Annotated in this window: 9 protein-coding genes, 1 tRNA gene and 7 pseudogenes; 10 read left to right on the top strand and 7 right to left on the bottom strand. The window is 51.7% G+C overall.

The window, feature by feature from the left end:
- Nucleotides 1–179: 179 nt before the first annotated feature.
- The 4 genes and pseudogenes from pitA to AACL06_RS03955 form a co-directional block, all read right to left on the bottom strand.
- On the bottom strand, nt 180–1,679 hold the full coding sequence (gene pitA / locus AACL06_RS03970; RefSeq protein ID WP_339038003.1) for an inorganic phosphate transporter PitA: 1,500 nt from the start codon (nt 1,677–1,679) through the stop codon (nt 180–182).
- A gap of 266 nt (nt 1,680–1,945) precedes the next feature.
- Nucleotides 1,946–2,869, bottom strand: a pseudogene (locus tag AACL06_RS03965) (IS5 family transposase).
- A 78-nt stretch (nt 2,870–2,947) separates the two neighbouring features.
- A pseudogene (gene msrA, locus AACL06_RS03960) lies at nt 2,948–3,432 on the bottom strand (peptide-methionine (S)-S-oxide reductase MsrA); the annotation flags it as partial.
- A 135-nt stretch (nt 3,433–3,567) separates the two neighbouring features.
- Nucleotides 3,568–3,744, bottom strand: coding sequence for a hypothetical protein (locus AACL06_RS03955; RefSeq protein WP_339038001.1), 177 nt, complete (start codon nt 3,742–3,744; stop codon nt 3,568–3,570).
- Between AACL06_RS03955 and tamA the strand changes: the two genes are divergently transcribed.
- From tamA to AACL06_RS03925, 6 genes and pseudogenes are all read left to right on the top strand, one after another.
- Nucleotides 3,725–5,464: an autotransporter assembly complex protein TamA gene (tamA, locus tag AACL06_RS03950; RefSeq protein ID WP_425336931.1), complete on the top strand. Its 1,740-nt coding sequence runs from the start codon at nt 3,725–3,727 to the stop codon at nt 5,462–5,464. The genes AACL06_RS03955 and tamA overlap by 20 nt on opposite strands.
- A complete protein-coding gene (gene tamB / locus AACL06_RS03945) occupies nt 5,461–9,273 on the top strand; it encodes an autotransporter assembly complex protein TamB (RefSeq protein WP_339037998.1) in 3,813 nt (1,270 codons plus the stop codon). The genes tamA and tamB overlap by 4 nt, the downstream gene beginning before the upstream one ends.
- 2 nt (nt 9,274–9,275) lie before the next feature.
- Nucleotides 9,276–9,626, top strand: a complete 351-nt coding sequence (locus AACL06_RS03940; protein WP_339037996.1) for a gamma-glutamylcyclotransferase — start codon at nt 9,276–9,278, stop codon at nt 9,624–9,626.
- Nucleotides 9,627–9,696: 70 nt separating this feature from the next.
- Nucleotides 9,697–10,025: pseudogene (locus AACL06_RS03935) on the top strand (transposase); the annotation flags it as partial.
- Between the two features lie 19 nt (nt 10,026–10,044).
- A pseudogene (locus AACL06_RS03930) lies at nt 10,045–10,116 on the top strand (IS3 family transposase); the annotation flags it as partial.
- Between the two features lie 261 nt (nt 10,117–10,377).
- A pseudogene (locus tag AACL06_RS03925) lies at nt 10,378–10,914 on the top strand (IS256 family transposase); the annotation flags it as partial.
- Here AACL06_RS03925 and AACL06_RS03920 read toward each other — a convergent pair.
- Nucleotides 10,914–11,864, bottom strand: a pseudogene (locus tag AACL06_RS03920) (IS5 family transposase). The pseudogenes AACL06_RS03925 and AACL06_RS03920 sit on opposite strands and share 1 nt — an antisense overlap.
- 13 nt (nt 11,865–11,877) lie before the next feature.
- Here AACL06_RS03920 and AACL06_RS03915 point away from each other — a divergent pair.
- Nucleotides 11,878–12,006, top strand: a complete 129-nt coding sequence (locus tag AACL06_RS03915; RefSeq protein ID WP_339037994.1) for a hypothetical protein — start codon at nt 11,878–11,880, stop codon at nt 12,004–12,006.
- A 309-nt stretch (nt 12,007–12,315) separates the two neighbouring features.
- On the opposite strand, the gene AACL06_RS03910 is transcribed toward AACL06_RS03915, so the two are convergent.
- Together AACL06_RS03910 and AACL06_RS03905 are read right to left on the bottom strand one after the other, a co-directional pair.
- A tRNA-Phe gene (locus AACL06_RS03910) sits at nt 12,316–12,391 on the bottom strand.
- 511 nt (nt 12,392–12,902) lie between these two features.
- A complete protein-coding gene (locus AACL06_RS03905) occupies nt 12,903–14,594 on the bottom strand; it encodes a protein-disulfide reductase DsbD (protein ID WP_339037991.1) in 1,692 nt (563 codons plus the stop codon).
- Between the two features lie 642 nt (nt 14,595–15,236).
- Here AACL06_RS03905 and AACL06_RS03900 point away from each other — a divergent pair.
- The 3 genes and pseudogenes from AACL06_RS03900 (at nt 15,237) to AACL06_RS03890 (ending at nt 16,396) form a co-directional block, all read left to right on the top strand.
- Entirely contained in the window at nt 15,237–15,398 is a 162-nt protein-coding gene (locus AACL06_RS03900) for a hypothetical protein (protein ID WP_339037989.1), read from the top strand.
- Nucleotides 15,331–16,233, top strand: a pseudogene (locus AACL06_RS03895) (IS5 family transposase). Before AACL06_RS03900 ends, AACL06_RS03895 begins: the two are co-directional and overlap by 68 nt.
- Nucleotides 16,217–16,396, top strand: coding sequence for a hypothetical protein (locus AACL06_RS03890; RefSeq protein ID WP_339038497.1), 180 nt, complete (start codon nt 16,217–16,219; stop codon nt 16,394–16,396). The pseudogene AACL06_RS03895 and the gene AACL06_RS03890 overlap by 17 nt, the downstream one beginning before the upstream one ends.
- Nucleotides 16,397–16,432: the final 36 nt, after the last annotated feature.

Genomic DNA, 16,432 nt, shown 5'->3' with positions numbered 1-16,432 from the left:
AAGAACCTATCCCATTAGGCTATTTTGGCCTTGGGTAGTGCGGACAATCCCCACCTACTCACTGTATACGCCGGTTGTTGCGCACTGTCGGTGTCCGAACTGGCTGTAATAATGGACGCCTACCTGGTAGGGTCTAAGTGACTGGCCCTCCTGGCCGTCTTTTTTATGAGATGAATCGTTTAAACAAACTTCAGGGCGATCCAGTACAGGCAGCCGGAAAGCAGCATAGAGATTGGCAGAGTCAGTAACCAGGCTAATAGGATGTTCTTCACGGTTTTGCTTTGCACACCGCCACCGTCCACGATCATCGTGCCAGCAACCGCCGAAGAAAACACGTGGGTGGTGGATACCGGCATGCCAGTATAGCTGGCTATGCCGATTGATAAAGCGGCGGTCATCTGGGCCGACACGCCCTGGGCGTAGGTCATGCCTTTCTTACCAATCTTCTCGCTGATGGTGGTGGCAACGCGTTTCCAACCGACCATGGTGCCGAGTGACAGCGCCAGAGCAACCGCGCCGATGATCCACATCGGCGCATATTCGACGGTCTCTAGCAGATCCTGACGCAAGCTCTTTAGGAAGCGCTGGTCAGCCTCAGAGGTTTCAGGTAGCTTGGCGTCGTTCGCCGTATCGGTGATGCACATCAGCAGGCGACGCAGTTGGCTGCGTTGCTTTACCGTTAGTTGGCTGTAGCTCTGCAAATTGTGCAACTGCCCCAAAGTTAGCTCAATCGTCGCCATAGCACGGGAGATGTTGCAGTGGAACTCAAGGGGTTGGTTTAACACAGCGTCTTCATCCCTGCTTGGCACACTAGGCGTCAAGGACACCTCCTGTGGCAGCGCATCGCCGTGCTGCTGGTAATACTGCTGTAGGTGGAAGACCGCATCACGCGTACGGGTGATGTCATAACCGGTGGAATTCATATTGACGACGAAACCTGCCGGAGCAATGCCGATCAGCACTAACATGAGCAAACCGATACCTTTCTGGCCATCGTTGGCACCGTGCGAGAAGCTGACACCAATCGCTGACAGGATCAGTGTGATACGAGTCCAGAACGGCGGTTTGCGTTTGCCGTCGACCTTTTCACGTTCCGCAGGGGTCATGTGGATACGCTGGCGTTTTTTGGTGGTACACCAATAGCGGCGCAAGGCGAACACTATCAGCCCGGCGGCCAGCATGCCGACCAACGGCGAGATGAGCAATGACAGGAAAATGCCAATCATTTTCGGAACGTTCAACGCATCTACTATCGATGTATTGTTCATCAGGGCGTTGGTTAAACCGACACCGATGATTGCGCCAATCAGCGTATGGGAACTGGAGGCTGGCAGACCGAAATACCAGGTGCTGAGGTTCCAGATAATCGCCGCCAGCAGCATGGAGAACACCATCGCTAATCCGTGCGCTGAACTGACGTTCAACAACAGGTCGGTAGGCAGCAAATGGACAATGGCGTAGGCAACACTCAAACCACCGAGCATCACGCCAAGAAAGTTGAATAAACCCGCCATAATGACCGCAAGTTGCGAATGCATGGCACGGGTATAGATGACTGTAGCAACCGCATTGGCCGTATCATGAAAGCCATTGATGGCTTCATAAAACAACACGAACAACAATGCGAGAATCAACATCAGACTAGTATCGAAATCTAACCCAGTAAACAAATGCAGCATAAGTGTTAAGTCAGTTTGTAGACATGAACGCCGCACATTATCAGTGACAACCGGGCCAGGGGAAAAGGAAAATATAGCATTTTTTTTATTTATAGATGTTGGGTTTATGTTATCGACATGAAAAAATAAAGAATATTAGTGTGGAATGAGCATCTAGCTAGGGTAATATTCTCACTATGGCGCTGACAGCGTCAGAGTTTTACAATCTGCGTGGCGTTGTTGAATAAATCGGATTTGGAATAAAGAGTCCCGTAAATGGGCATCTTTCAGGCAAGGCGTACACTTTCTGGCATACCGGCGAGCGTCATCTTGTTTAATGTACAGATCATGGCCAGCGCCTCTGCAACTTGCCCATCATAATCTCGCAGCGACAGGTGACCACCAAATAGCTGTTTTACTCTGTACCTCGCTGTTGCCGCTATCGAACGTCGGTGGTAGCCTGTGATAATTTTCCACCGTGTGTTGTCTCTGGTAACGCGCCTGTTCGCCATCGCTTGATTTCGCTCTGCATAGTCTGCCGACCAATAACGGGCTCCGCTGCTGGGCAGTATTAACGCCTTGAGCTTCTTGCCCCTTAACTCATCATCACACACTCGCGTATCCTAAGCCCGATCCGCCGAGGCGACTTTAATTTTACGGTACCTCTGGCGGATGAGACCTGGGAAGGCTTCGGTATCGGTGACATTGCTCAAGGAAAGGTCAGCACAGATGACCTCATGTGTTGCTGTATCTACGGCCAAATGCAGTTTTCGCCAGATCCGCCGTTTTTCCTGACCGTGTTTTTTTACCTTCCACTCGCCTTCACCCAACACGTTGAGCCCGCTAGAGTCGATAACGAGGTGCGCAATTTCACCCGGCGTTACGGTTTTAAACGGGACATGGCCGGACTTTGCCCGCTTACTGATGCAGGTGTCGTCCGGGCAGTTCAACGGCACTTTGATCAGTGTGATAATGGAATCGACGAAGCCCTGGAGGGCGCGAAGTGTCAGGCCGAAAATCCGTTTCAGCATCAATACGCTGGTGATTGCCATATCAGAATAATGTGGTGGGCGACCACGCAGAGAAGGTTTTGCCTCGCAGTACCAGGCGTGAAGTGCCGTTTCATCCCCCCAGCAAGTGAGTGAACCCCGAGTGATAAGGGCGTTGTTGTAAGCCTTCCAGTTGGTGATGTTGCACTTTTGCTGGGCCACGGAATGTCGCTATTTTGACAGAAGGAGAGTGATCTGATCCTCGTGCCGGTCAAAAGTTCGATTTATTCAACAACGCCCCACATCAGTGGTAATGACGCGTTTGTCGCCCGCTGACTCCATCGCCTGCTGGAAACGTTGCTGGCTGCGCTCGGCCTCGGTGTGTTGTTCCTGGTTCAGCGTGAAAATCGCTGAGCGGTACTGCGTGCCAATTTCGCCGCCTTGACGCATACCCTGCGTCGGATCGTAGTTTTCCAAAAACATCTGTAGCAATTGTTTGTAGCTGATGATTTTGGGATCGAACACTACGCACACTACTTCGGCATGGCCGTTTTGGCCGCTGCACACCTCACTGTAGGTTGGATTCGGCGTATAACCGCCGCTGTAGCCAGCGGCAGTGCTGTAAACGCCCGGTTCTGCCAGAACAGACGCTACACGCCCCAGAAACAGCACATGGCGAAGATCGCCAATGCCATGCCGCTTGGCACCTGGGTCATCGAATGCCCGGTGACCACGTTTAACCTAGTCACCGGCATGGGTGTGGTGCGGCCTGATAGCACGTACATCCCATCGGCGGTGAGTGATTTATTAAAAAATCGCACCACAATGCACTCCTGTTATCAGGGTAAGAATTGGCCCTAGAGTTGTATCCAACCGCGTCTTTGCTCACAATAAGCGATTGGTTGGGTTTATGTGTAAGCTTAACGCAGTATTTTGTATGCCAAAAGTGAAGAATGCGCCAGGTGAACAGTGACAGCCAAACCTTCATGCATGGCAGCGCCTGGAATAGGGCTATATGGGCTGCCTGCCTGATAGCCCAGAGCAAATACCAATAGAAAGGTAAAATAAACAAGGGGAATGCGTGCTACGATATCCATTCATGTGCTTGTTTTATTTTTTTTTGTGGCAACTGCGACCTACGCGGCGAATGTGCGGATCAAGGTGGAAGGTCTGAGTGGTGAGCTGGAGAAAAACGTCCGGGGTCGGCTGTCTTCTATAACGCCTGAAGAGGTCGGTAACGATGGTCATTTACGGGCGCGCGTGAACGAAGCGGTACGTCAGGGGTTGAGGGCATTAGGTTACTACAATCCAACCATCGATTTTACGCTGGACGATCGGCGAGGTCTATCGCGCCAGGTGTTACATGCTAAGGTGAACCCCGGTGAGCCGGTGCACATTGCCGGTGACAATATCGTGCTGAAGGGCGACGCTCTCACCGATGAGGATTACCTGACGCTGGTAAAGCAAGGCCGTCCGACCCTTGGCGAGATCCTCAACCACGGCAAGTACGACAGCTTTAAAAATTCTTTGACCAGCCTAGCGCTGCGTAAGGGTTACTTTGATGCAGACATGCTTGATAGCCAGCTCGGCGTGGCTGAAGATTTGCATAGAGCCTTTTGGGATATCGATTTTAACAGCGGATCGCGCTACCGTTTTGGCGAGGTAAAGTTTGAAGGTTCGCAAATCCGAGAAGACTATCTGCAAAATTTAGTGCCCTTTCATCAGGGAGATTATTACAGCTCGGAAGACTTAGCCGAACTGAATCGGCGTTTGTCCGCCACCAGCTGGTTTAATTCGGTAGTGGTGTTTCCTGACTTCAAAACTTCAAAAGGAAATAGGGTGTTGCCGCTATATGCATGGGTCACGCCGCGCACCCGCAATACTATCGAGACTGGGGTCGGTTATTCCACCGATGTTGGTCCGCGCGTGAAGGGTCCCTGGAAAAAACCCTGGCTCAATGATCGCGGCCATAGTCTGGAAAGCAGTGCTCGCGTTTCGGCACCGGAGCAGCAGCTAGATTTGACCTATAAAATCCCACTGCTGAAGAACCCGCTTGAGCAATACTTCCTGTTGCAGGGGGGCTTCAAGAACGTCGATCTCAACGATACCAAGTCCGTTACTTCCAAAGTGGTGGTGTCGCGTAACTGGGATCTTTCCAGCGGCTGGCAGCGGGTTGTGAACCTGACCTGGCGTCTGGATCACTTTACCCAGGGTACTGTCACCAACACCACCATGCTGCTGTACCCCGGTGTCAGCGTTAACCGCACTCGCTCGCGTGGCGGTTTGATGCCAACCTGGGGTGACAGCCAGCGCTATTCCATTGATGTGTCCAATACCACTTGGGGTTACGGCGTGGACTTTGCGCTAATGCAGGCGCAGAACGTTTGGATCCGCACTCTGGCCGACAAACACCGCTTCTTGGTACGTTGGCAGGTGGGGTGGATCGAAACAAATGGCTTCGACAAAGTGCCGCCGGACCTGCGCTTCTTCGCCGGAGGAGATCGCAGTATTCGCGGCTATAAGTACACAGGTATTTCACCGTGTGACAACGAGGGTAAGGTTATCGGTGCTTCCAAAATTCTGACCGGTTCGCTGGAATACCAATATAACGTGACCGGCAAGTGGTGGGGTGCGGTGTTTGTTGATTCCGGCGAAGCGGTGGACGACATCAAAAAGAGCAATGTTAAAACCGGCGCGGGCATAGGCGTGCGCTGGCAGTCGCCGTTGGGGCCGGTGAAGCTGGATATTGCCGCGCCTGTGGGAGACAAAGAGACCCATGGAGTACAGTTCTACATCGGTTTGGGGCCTGAGCTATGAGCCTGGTGAAAAAGATTTGTCTCGGAGCCATGGGTGTTCTGTTGTTGCTGATAGGGGGGGGAGCCTTTTTTCTCGGCACCACCAACGGACTACATATGGCGATCAACGGCGCAGCGCGCTGGGTGCCAGGGTTGGACATCGACAGCGTCAGCGGCGGCTGGCGTGATCTGACGCTGAAAGGCGTGAAGTACCAGATGCCAGGCACGGCGATGACTGTTGGGCAGTTCCATCTATCGCTCGATCTGTCCTGTTTTAAACACCGCTCGCTGTGCGTCAATGCTTTAACTGCGCAGGATGTTGATGTGGTGATTAACACCAAAGAGATGGTGCCGTCCACACCGGCTAAAGAAACCAGGACACCCGCCACTCATCTCAGTACGCCATACCCGATTATCCTGCGTATGCTGGCGCTGGATAACGTCAAAGTCAGCGTCGATGGTACGGCGATTTCGCTGGCTGAGTTGCGCACTGGGACGCAATGGCAAGCGCACGCGTTGACGCTGATGCCTACCAAAATCAACTCGCTGCTGATCGCGTTGCCGAAAACCTCGCACAACCCGCGGCCGCAAACGGTACTATCAGGGGTAGGGGTAGAAGTGACGAAAAAGGTTGGTGAGCAGGGCGATAAGACAGCGAAATCGGCAGAACCGCCGCTAGGAGAAACTCTGAAAGCCTTATTCGCCAAACCGTTGCTGCCGGATTTGCCGGAAATTCGTTTGCCGCTGGATATCACCGTTAAGGAAATTAACGGTGAACACCTGCGTTTGGTTGGTGATACCAATGTGCTGATCACCCACCTACTGCTCCAGGCCAGCACCAAGGATCAGCACATCCAGTTAGATAATTTCGACGTCGAGTTGCCACAGGGCACGCTGTCTGCACAAGGGCAGGCGGCGCTGAACGGTGATTTTCCGATAAATATTGTGGCTAACAGCACGCTGGACATCTCGCCGCTAAAGGGCGAGAAGATCACGCTAAACCTCTGTGGCGGATTGCGTGAAGTACTGAAGGTGGCGCTCAACCTGTCCGGTCCCGTGGGTGCGCAGCTTGACTTGCAGGCTCGTTTGGCCGAGGTGGGTCTGCCCATGGCGATGACGTTGCAGAGCAAGCAACTGAAATGGCCGCTGATCGGCGAATCGCAATATAAGGTCAACGATTTCCGCCTGCGTTTTAACGGCAAGGCGACCGACTACGCACTGTCTACCCACGCCAATATCAGCGGCCATGATTTGCCACCGGCGGCGTTGATGCTAGATGGCAAAGGCAACATCGAACAGTTCAAACTGGAGCGCTTGCGATTGGCGGCGCTACAGGGCAATACCGATCTCACCGCGTTGGTGGATTGGAGTAACGCAATCAGTTGGAATGCGCAGTTGACGCTGAGTGGCATCAACAGCGCCAAGCAATGGCCGGAATGGTCGGCGAAGCTGGACGGCAAGATCATTACCCGTGGCAGTTTGCACGGCGGCAACTGGCAACTACAGGTGCCGGTATTGCAACTGGACGGCAACGTGAAACACAATAAGGTCACGGCGCGTGGCATGTTGAGCGGCAATGCCGCCGGGCAATGGAAAATCCCTGGCATCGGTTTGACGTTGGGGCGCAACCAACTGAATGTCGCAGGCCAGTTGGATGAGAAGAACTGGAACTTGGATGCTAATATAGACGCGCCGCGCCTTGATGGCATACTACCGGGGTTAGGCGGTACCTTGAAGGGATTGTTCAAACTGCGTGGCAACCTACAGGCACCGCAGTTGCTGGCCGATCTAACGGCCTTTGGCTTACAGTGGCAGGCACTGCGCATCAATCGGGTGAAGATCGATGGCGATGTGCGCTCTACTGACCAGATACAGGGTCAACTGGCGGTTCGTGTTGAACAACTGAAACAGGATACGTCGGAAGTCAGATTGCTGACCCTCAACGCCAAGGGCAGTGAGAAGCAGCATCAGATGCAACTAGAGGTTGACGGCAAGCCAGTTTCCGGCCAACTTGCACTGCAAGGCAGCTTTGATCGTCAGCAGCAGCGCTGGCATGGCAACCTGAATAATACCCGTTTCGATACCCTGGTTGGCGAATGTCACCATACCCGCGCCATCACGCTGGACTACTTGAATACCGCACATAAAATCAGTATTGGCCCGCACTGCTGGCAGAACCAGAATGCTGAATTGTGTGTGCCGAAAACCCTCGAAGCAGGCCAAAGCGGCGAAGCCAGCCTGGTGCTTAACCGCTTTGATCTTGCAGTGTTCAAGCCGTTCCTTGGTGAAGAAACTACACTGAGTGGCGTGTTTACCGGGCGAGCCAACGTCAGTTGGAAACCGGGCGGCGCATTGCCGGAAGCCAAGGTTTCGTTGGTGGGTAACGGTGTCAAAGTGGTGCAGCAGATGCAGGGTAACGCGCTGCCGATCGCTTTCGATACATTGACGCTTAATGCTGAGCTGAACAATGGCCGTGCGCAGGCTGATTGGCTGATCAAACTGAACGAAAACGGCCAGTTTGACGGCCATATTCAAGTGGCAGACCCACAGGTACGACGTAATATCAGCGGCAACGTCAACATCACTGATATCTCGTTGGCGATGATTAACCCAGCGTTAATGCGGGGCGAAAAAGCAGCAGGCATGCTGAATGCCAACCTGCGCCTGGGTGGTAGTGCACAGAAACCCCGGGTGTTTGGTCGGTTGACGCTGGATAAGGTGAATGTGCAGGGGCATTCGATGCCGTTTGACATGACGGATGGTCGACTAGCAATGAACTTCAACGGCATGACCTCGACGCTGGAAGGGATGATCAGTCCCACACTTGGGCAGCTTAACCTCACGGGTGATGCCGACTGGCGTGAACTCGACGCATGGCGCGCGCGCATTACTGCCAAAGGCAATAAGCTGCGGGTAACGGTGCCGCCGATGATCCGCATTGACGTCTCGCCAGATCTGGTATTTGAAGCCACGTCTCAGCTCTTTTCGCTCAATGGTTCGGTAGATATCCCCTGGGCGCGTATTACGGTGCAGGAACTGCCGGAAAGCGCGGTAGGCATTTCTTCTGATGAGGTGATGCTCAATGACCAATTGAAACCGATCCAACCGAAAACCGCCTCAATCCCGATCAATAGCAACCTGATGATCCACATCGGTGACGATGTTCGGCTGGACGCTTTTGGTCTGAAAGCTGGGCTGAAGGGCGACTTGAAAGTGGTGCAAGACAAGAAAGGGCTGGGTCTTAATGGACAGATTGATATCCCTTCAGGCGGTTTCCATGCTTATGGGCAGGATCTGATTGTCCGTAAAGGCCAGTTGATATTTTCCGGCCTGCCAGATCAGCCAATGCTTAACATTGAGGCGATCCGTAACCCTAAGTCTACCGAGGACGATGTTACTGCTGGGGTGCGTGTCACTGGCTCGGCAGATGCGCCTAAGTTGGAAGTATTCTCAGCCCCAGTCAAATCGCAACAGGAAGCGTTGTCCTACCTGTTACGCGGCCAGGGATTGCACAATTCCGGTGCCGACGGCAACGCTATGACCTCAATGTTAATTGGTATCGGGGTGGCGCAAAGTGGTCAACTTGTGGGTAAAATTGGCGAAGCGTTTGGCGTGATTGATTTGGCTCTTGATACCCAAGGGGTTGGCGACAGCTCTCAGGTTGTGGTAAGTGGCTATGTTCTCCCTGGCTTACAGGTAAAATATGGGGTGGGCATTTTCGACTCGCTGGCCACGCTGACGTTGCGTTACCGCCTGATGCCTAAGTTGTATCTTGAAGCAGTCTCTGGTCTCGATCAGGCATTAGATTTGCTCTATCAGTTTGATTTTTAGCGATGCGAATAATTGTCTATGGTAGCTTGCGGAGCAAACAGGGGAATAGCCATTGGATGACCAACGCCCAATGGCTCGGCGAGCATGAACTCGCAGGCTATCATATTTATAATCTGGGTCATTACCCGGCAGCGATCCCAGGAAAGGGCATGATACATTGCGAGGTGTATCGTATTAACTCATCAATTCTGGCAGAGCTTGACGAACTGAAAAGCAATACCAAGGACTATAAGCGTGAGTTAATTCATACGCCTTATGGGAGTGCGTGGATCTACCTGTATAAACACAGTGTGGATGGGTACCCGCGAATTAACAGCGGAGACTGGCTGAAGCGTCTCAACGAAAAACTATAAAAAAACACCGCTAAACTGTGAAGTGAACCACAAAAGTTGGACATCCAACGATTAGGGGTTTTGTATTTCAATGGGCAGAAAAAAATACTCTACTGAATTCAAGCAACAAGTTGTTCATCACTATCTGAACAGCGATAACGGAGCGAAAAGAACAGTTCAGTTGTTTGGTATTGACCAGGGTACAGTCCGGCGCTGGGCTGAGCACTGGAAAGCCAGTGGCGAAGACGGCTTCATGATACCGATTCGTTCCTACTCTGCTGAATTTAAAGAGTCCGTGCGTCTCTGGATGCAGGATAACGGGCAGTCATCCCGTAAAGCTACTGCAAAATTTAAAATAGCCGCTGCTGTACTGTCAGCAGTTGGTCGCGTATTTATCGTGCAAACGGTATCATGGCTCTCAATAGACTTTGTTGAATAAATCCATTACTACAACAATGAACGAATCAAGGCAAAACTGAACGGCTTGAGTCCGGTACAGTATCGAACTTAGGCCATGTCAGCCGCCAGTTAAAGAAAAGTGTCCAACATGTGGGAGACTGTGATTTAAATTGTGTAATTGCTTGTTTTTGATATGTTCTTCCTGACAACGGAGACAGGCAAATTATGGACGAAAAGAAACTTAAAGCACTTGCTGCTGAATTGGCCAAAGGCCTTAAAACTGAAGCTGACCTCAACGCGTTTTCTCGTATGCTGACCAAGCTCACCGTCTAAACCGCCTTGAATGCTGAGCTTACCGAGCACCTCGGTCACGAAAAAAATGCTGAGCATGTTGCTGGCAGAGAATGAAGGGGCCAAGTTCTGGCTCAACGTATTGACTGAGCTGAAAAATCGGGGTCTTCAAGACATCCTGACTGCTTGCGTGGATGGCCTGAAAGGCTTCCCCGATGCGATAAATAGCGTCTATCCACAAACCCACATCCAACTGTGCATTATCCACATGGTACGTAACAGCCTGAAGTACGTATTGAAGTACGTATCGTGGAAAGACTACAAAGCGGTCACTAGCGGGTTGAAAACGGTGTACTAGGCCCAGACAGAGGAAGCGGCTCTGATGGCGTTGGACAAGTTTGCAGGCATCTGTGATGAAAAATACCCGCAAATCAGCAAAAGTTGGCGTACTCACTGGGAAAATCTCAACACGTTCTTCGGTTATCCTGCGGATATCCGCAATGCTTTCTTCACGACCAACGCTATTGAATCGCTGAACAGCGTGATCCGGCAGGCGATAAAGAAACGTAAAGTGTTCCCTACAGATCACTCATTGAGAAAAGTGATTTATCTGGCAATCTAGGAGGCATCGAAAAAAGGCGTTGTTGAATAAATCGGATTTGGAATAAAGAGTCCCCTGAATGGGCATCTTTCAGGCAAGGCGTACACTTTCGGCATACCGGCGAGCGTCATCTTGTTTAATGCACAGATCATGGCCAGCGCCTCTGCAACTTGCCCATCATAATCTCGCAGCGATAGGTGACCACCAAATAGCTGTTTTACTCTGTACCTCGCTGTTGCCGCTATCGAACGTCGGTGGTAGCCTGTGATACTTTTCCACCGTGTGTTGTCTCCGGTAACGCGCTGGTGCACCACCGCTTGATTTCGCTCTGCATAGTCTGCCGACCAATAACGGGCTCCGCTTTTAGGCGGTATTAACGCCTTGAGCTTCTTGCCCCTTAACTCATCATCACACACTCGCGTATCCTAAGCCCGATCCGCCGAGGTGACTTTGATGTTACGGTACCTCTGGCGGATAAGACCTGGGAAGGCTTCGGTATCGGTGACATTGCTCAAGGAAAGGTCAGCACAGATGACCTCATGTGTTTCTGTATCTACGGCCAAATGCAGTTTTCGCCAGATCCGCCGTTTTTCCTGACCGTGTTTTTTTACCATCCACTCCCCTTCACCCAAGACGTTGAGCCCGGTAGAGTCGATAACGAGGTGCGCAATTTCACCCGGCGTTGCGGTTTTAAACGGGACATGGCCGGACTTTGCCCGCTTACTGATGCAGGTGTCGTCCGGGCAGTTCAACGGCACTTTGATCAGTGTGACACTGGAGTCGATGAAGCCCTGGAGGGCGCGAAGTGTCAGGCCGAAAATCCGTTTCAGCATCAATACGCTGGTGATTGCCATATTGGAAGAATGTTGTTGATGTTGAACTTTTGCTGGGCCACGGAATGTCGCTATTTTGACAGAAGGAGAGTGATCAGATCCTCGTCCCGGCCAAAAGTTCGATTTATTCAACAACGCCCAAAATTATATGAAACTGATGCGCCGCCAGGCGTTGCCTGAAAGATGCCCATTCAGGGGACTCTTTATTCCAAATCCGATTTATTCAACAAAGCCCTCCTTCAGTTACACTCCAGTACGTACAGAGCGACATCAATAAGGTTAGAAGTTTGCTTGAACAAATCGATGTAGCCTAGGGCTAATCATAAGTCAAACCTAATAATCTGATTGTAAAAATGGCAAAAAGCGAGTTAGTTCTTTACAAAGGATTGACATAGAAATGATCTGAGGGTAAGTACGTTTATGATGTGTATTTAATGGACATAAGAAGTCTGGAGGATGGACGTAACATCCTCTACGCCTTACAGTCCCGTGTTCAGCTATGGTCGGTAGAAACTACCAGCGTCATGCTGGGAACAACTGTCGTGCCCGTTAGGGATATCGTCTGCTAATGACAGGGCTCTGAGGATGGTGCCCGGACTCGGAATCGAACCAAGGACACGGGGATTTTCAGTCCCCTGCTCTACCGACTGAGCTATCCGGGCAACGGGGCGCATTAAAACGTATTGGCTGGGAGGCGTCAACGGTTTTATGTGCTAAAAGTATAAAAATGCATACGGTTGCTGGTTTTTAAGTCAGAGAGCGTATGAATCACCGCTTTGTCCTGTCAACATGATCCGTTCTCTCTGCTTAGCTCGCTGTTTCTGCGGTACTGCGCCCCACTTGCAAGATATATGTTTAGCAGCCAATACGTCTAGGATCTGTCTGGTGCTTTACCCACAGTTTCTTCAGGCAGCATTTTTATCTGCTGTGCCACCGTATCGGCGTCCATTTCGCGCAGCAGGTCGCGCCCTAAAAGCGCTACTTCGCGTTGTCTGGCCCGTTATGCCCTACCCCTCTCCGCCTTGACTACGGGCTTTTGGGTCTGCGACGACATTATGCTCAATGACCGGAGGACACCGCCTTGTAGCACGTCATAGCGCGCAACAGGCCACTAGGCTAGCCTCATGCTGTATCTTTGCGCTGTATTCTGCTTCTTTCCATTCGGTTCCGTACTTATTGCCCCGTTTTCTGCAAATGTGCGTTGAACGTTGGTGCATCCATAAATCCGGTAATTCGCTGGTCGGCCAGCTCTTGACCAGTACCGTTAAAGAACAAAATAGTTGGTAACCCGATGACTTGCAGGCGTTTCAGCAACGCTGCTTGTCCGGCGTTATTGGCGGTCACGTTTGCTTGTAGCAATACTACGTTAGCCAACTTAGCCTGTACCGATGCATCGCTGAAGGTATATTTCTCGAAATCTTTGCAGGCTATACACCAGTCGGCGTATAGATCCAGCATCACTGGTTTGCCCTGTGCCTGTTGCAGTGCCCCCTCCAGTTGCTTGATGCTATTGATGTGGGTGAAGTTCAGGAGAGCCTGATGAACTTTCTGCGTGTTGTCAGCGCCGAAGACCCAATCCTGTAACGGTCTGGCGGTGATCACGGTTGCTGCCAACAGCAGGAGTTGCAGTGCCTGCGCCCAGCCGCGTGAGGCTTTCAGGCTCAGGGTGAACGCCCAGCCGAAGAAGGCCAGGCCGAGTAGGCTCCACAGGCGTAGTCCCCATACATCGCCGAGCACTCGTTCCATCAGGAATACAGGCAGCGCTAAGATCACAAAGCCGAAGCCCTCTTTCACATACTGCATCCACGGCCCGTTATGTGGCAGTAGGCGGTTACCGAATAGGGTGACGATCACCAGTGGAATCCCCATTCCGAGCGCGTACAAATACAGTGTGCTGCCGCCGGCCCACATGTTACCGCTTTGAGCGATGTACAACAGGATGGCACTGAGCGGAGCGGTGGTGCAGGGAGAACAAATCAAGCCAGCTAGCGCGCCCATTAGGAACACACCGGTCAACGAACCACCACGCTGGGTGTTGCTCCAGTTTGCCAGACGGGTTTGCAGTGCAGAGGGTAGTTGTAACGAATACAACCCGAACATGGATAACGCTATAGTGAAAAATAACACCGAAAACCCGATCAGCACGTAAGGGTGTTGCAGCGCAGCCTGAAATTGTAGCCCAGCAACCGCGACGACTAGGCCCAGCAGGGTATAGGTCAACGCCATGCCCTGCACATAAACCACCGCCAGTGCCAGAATGCGCCCGCTATTGTTCGGTCTTTCGTAGCCAAGAATGATGCCGGAAATTAGTGGGTACATCGTTAGTAGGCAGGGGGTGAAGGCGATGCCGATGCCGATCAACAGCGCCCACAGCGGCGAGAACGGCAGGCTGGCCGGTTCTGTTTGAGCCGCGAGCGGCAAAGCAGTGACGGCATCCAGTCGGATAAGCAGTGTTTCCGGCGGATAGCAGAAGCCAGCTTCTGCACAGCCCTGATAGGTGACGCTCAGGCTGGCATTGGATGCCGCCTGCTTTAGTGGAATGCTTAGGTTAAGCTGTTGTTTGAAAATGGCGACTTCCCCAAAGAACTCGTCCTTATGGCTTAGCCCTTCTGGCAGTGTGAAAGCCTCCAGCGTTACCTGCTGTGGCACTAGTTTAATTTGCTGGCGATAGAGATAATAGCCGGGGAGAATTTGCCAGTTCAGAGTCAGCTGGTGATCCTGCTGCTTAAAATCGAAGGCAAAAGCTTGATCAACGGGAACGTACTGGTTACCGCCATTTTGGCCAAACAACGAAGCTTGCGCCGCCTGCGGCAAGAAAAATAGGTTGCAAAGCAGCAAAATCAGTTTAATAATATGTTGATCCATAAAGGTAATCTTTTTCTTCAGCTATCGACGGCAGCACCAGTAGTTCGGATATCTGGTACAGGCGATGTAGTTTAGGGTGCAGAGTAAGGCGTCTTGATGGCGATTATCGCGTATGAATAACATCCGCACGTCGTATTTTTTCTCTAGTTACCCGCCTTTGCATCGTGCGGCAACGCGATGCATGCATTCAGCGCAACTGGTACCGCTAGTGGCTGAGCGCTGGCTTGGTCAGATGCGCTACAGAGTATGGTGACAGCTTCGCAAGCTGGCATCTTCAGCCCTCTCATGGGATTCATCTTCAGCTCTCTCATGGGATTGTATGAGCACTATAACTTGAAGAGAGATTAGCTAGAAGCCAAGTTTATTCCCCTAGGGGAAATTGAGCGGCAGTGCTGCTGAACACGAAGCGCACAGAAACCTAGCAGCGAACTCAATACTGTCCAGCCTGGTGCCTATATATGACCATAAGAATACATGAGAATACATGAGAATAAATGAGGATTGAGCGTTAATTTTTGTGGGCGTAGGAAAATAAAAGGCACGCTATCTAGCAGATTTAGCATGCCTTTTGGGCTACCAGCCTTTTCTGTTATTATTAATTTTCCTCTGTACAGCGTTTGGCTTTATATTTTGGGTGCGGCGTTGTTGAATAAATCAAACTTTTGGCCGGCACACGGATCAGATCACTCTCCTTCTGTCAAAATAGCGACATTCCGTGGCCCAGCAAAAGTTCAACATCAGCAACTGGAAGGCTTACAACAACGCCCTTATCACTCGGGGTTTACTCACTTGCTGGGGGGATGAAACGGTACTTCACGCCTGGTACTGCGAGGCAAAAACTTCTCTGCGTGGTCGCCCACCACATTATTCCGATATGGCAATCACCAGCGTATTGATGCTGAAACGGATTTTCGGCCTGACACTTCGCGCCCTCCAGGGCTTCGTCGATTCCATTATCACACTGATCAAAGTGCCGTTGAACTGCCCGGACGACACCTGCATCAGTAAGCGGGCAAAGTCCGGCCATGTCCCGTTTAAAACACCAACGCCGGGTGAAATTGCGCACCTCGTTATCGACTCTAGCGGGCTCAACGTGTTGGGTGAAGGCGAGTGGATGGCAAAAAAATACGGTCAGGAAAAACGGCGGATCTGGCGAAGACTGCATTTGGCCGTAGATACAGAAACACATGAGGTCATCTGTGCTGACCTTTCCTTGAGCAATGTCACCGATATAGAAGCCTTCCCAGGTCTCATCCGTCAGAGGTACCGTAAAATCAAAGTCGCCTCGGCGGATCGGGCTTAGGATACGCGAGTGTGTGATGATGAGTTAAGGGGCAAGAAGCTCAAGGCGTTAATACCGCCCAGCAGCGGAGCCCGTTATTGGTCGGCAGACTATGCAGAGCGAAATCAATCGGTGGTGAACCAGCGCGTTACCGGAGACAACACACGGTGGAAAAGTATCACAGGATACCACCGACGTTCGATAGCGGCAACAGCGAGGTACAGAGTAAAACAGCTATTTGGTAGTCACCTGTTGCTGCGAGATTATGATGGGCAAGTTGCAGAGGCGCTGGCCATGATCTGTGCATTAAACAAGATGACGCTCGCCGGTATGCCAGAAAGTGTACGCCTTGCCTGAAAGATGCCCATTCAGGGGACTCTTTATTCCAAATCTGATTATTCAACAAAGCCCGTTGGGTGTTCAAAGGCGGCCAGTACACCGGTCACCAGGGCACGCACAACTTCGGAGTTGCTTGGCTCCGGGGATTTCGCATTCATCCCGGCTCCTTGATTTTAAATGAGTCACTGGTGGCAAGCATACCAGAACTGCCGCACGG

Source organism: Serratia symbiotica (Periphyllus acericola) (assembly GCF_964019515.1).
Lineage (GTDB): Bacteria > Pseudomonadota > Gammaproteobacteria > Enterobacterales > Enterobacteriaceae > Serratia > Serratia symbiotica_D.
The sequence above is the reverse complement of the archived record's forward strand: the minus strand, read 5'-3'. Positions and strand labels throughout refer to the sequence as shown.

Excerpts from the sequence above, each read along its gene's own strand:
- pitA (WP_339038003.1), bottom strand. The coding sequence starts at position 1,679 with ATGCTGCATTTGTTTACTGGGTTAGATTTCGATACTAGTCTGATGTTG.
- tamA (WP_425336931.1), top strand. The coding sequence starts at position 3,725 with ATGCGTGCTACGATATCCATTCATGTGCTTGTTTTATTTTTTTTTGTG.
- AACL06_RS03955 (WP_339038001.1), bottom strand. The coding sequence starts at position 3,744 with ATGGATATCGTAGCACGCATTCCCCTTGTTTATTTTACCTTTCTATTG.
- tamB (WP_339037998.1), top strand. The coding sequence starts at position 5,461 with ATGAGCCTGGTGAAAAAGATTTGTCTCGGAGCCATGGGTGTTCTGTTG.
- AACL06_RS03940 (WP_339037996.1), top strand. The coding sequence starts at position 9,276 with ATGCGAATAATTGTCTATGGTAGCTTGCGGAGCAAACAGGGGAATAGC.
- AACL06_RS03915 (WP_339037994.1), top strand. The coding sequence starts at position 11,878 with ATGAAACTGATGCGCCGCCAGGCGTTGCCTGAAAGATGCCCATTCAGG.
- AACL06_RS03905 (WP_339037991.1), bottom strand. The coding sequence starts at position 14,594 with ATGGATCAACATATTATTAAACTGATTTTGCTGCTTTGCAACCTATTT.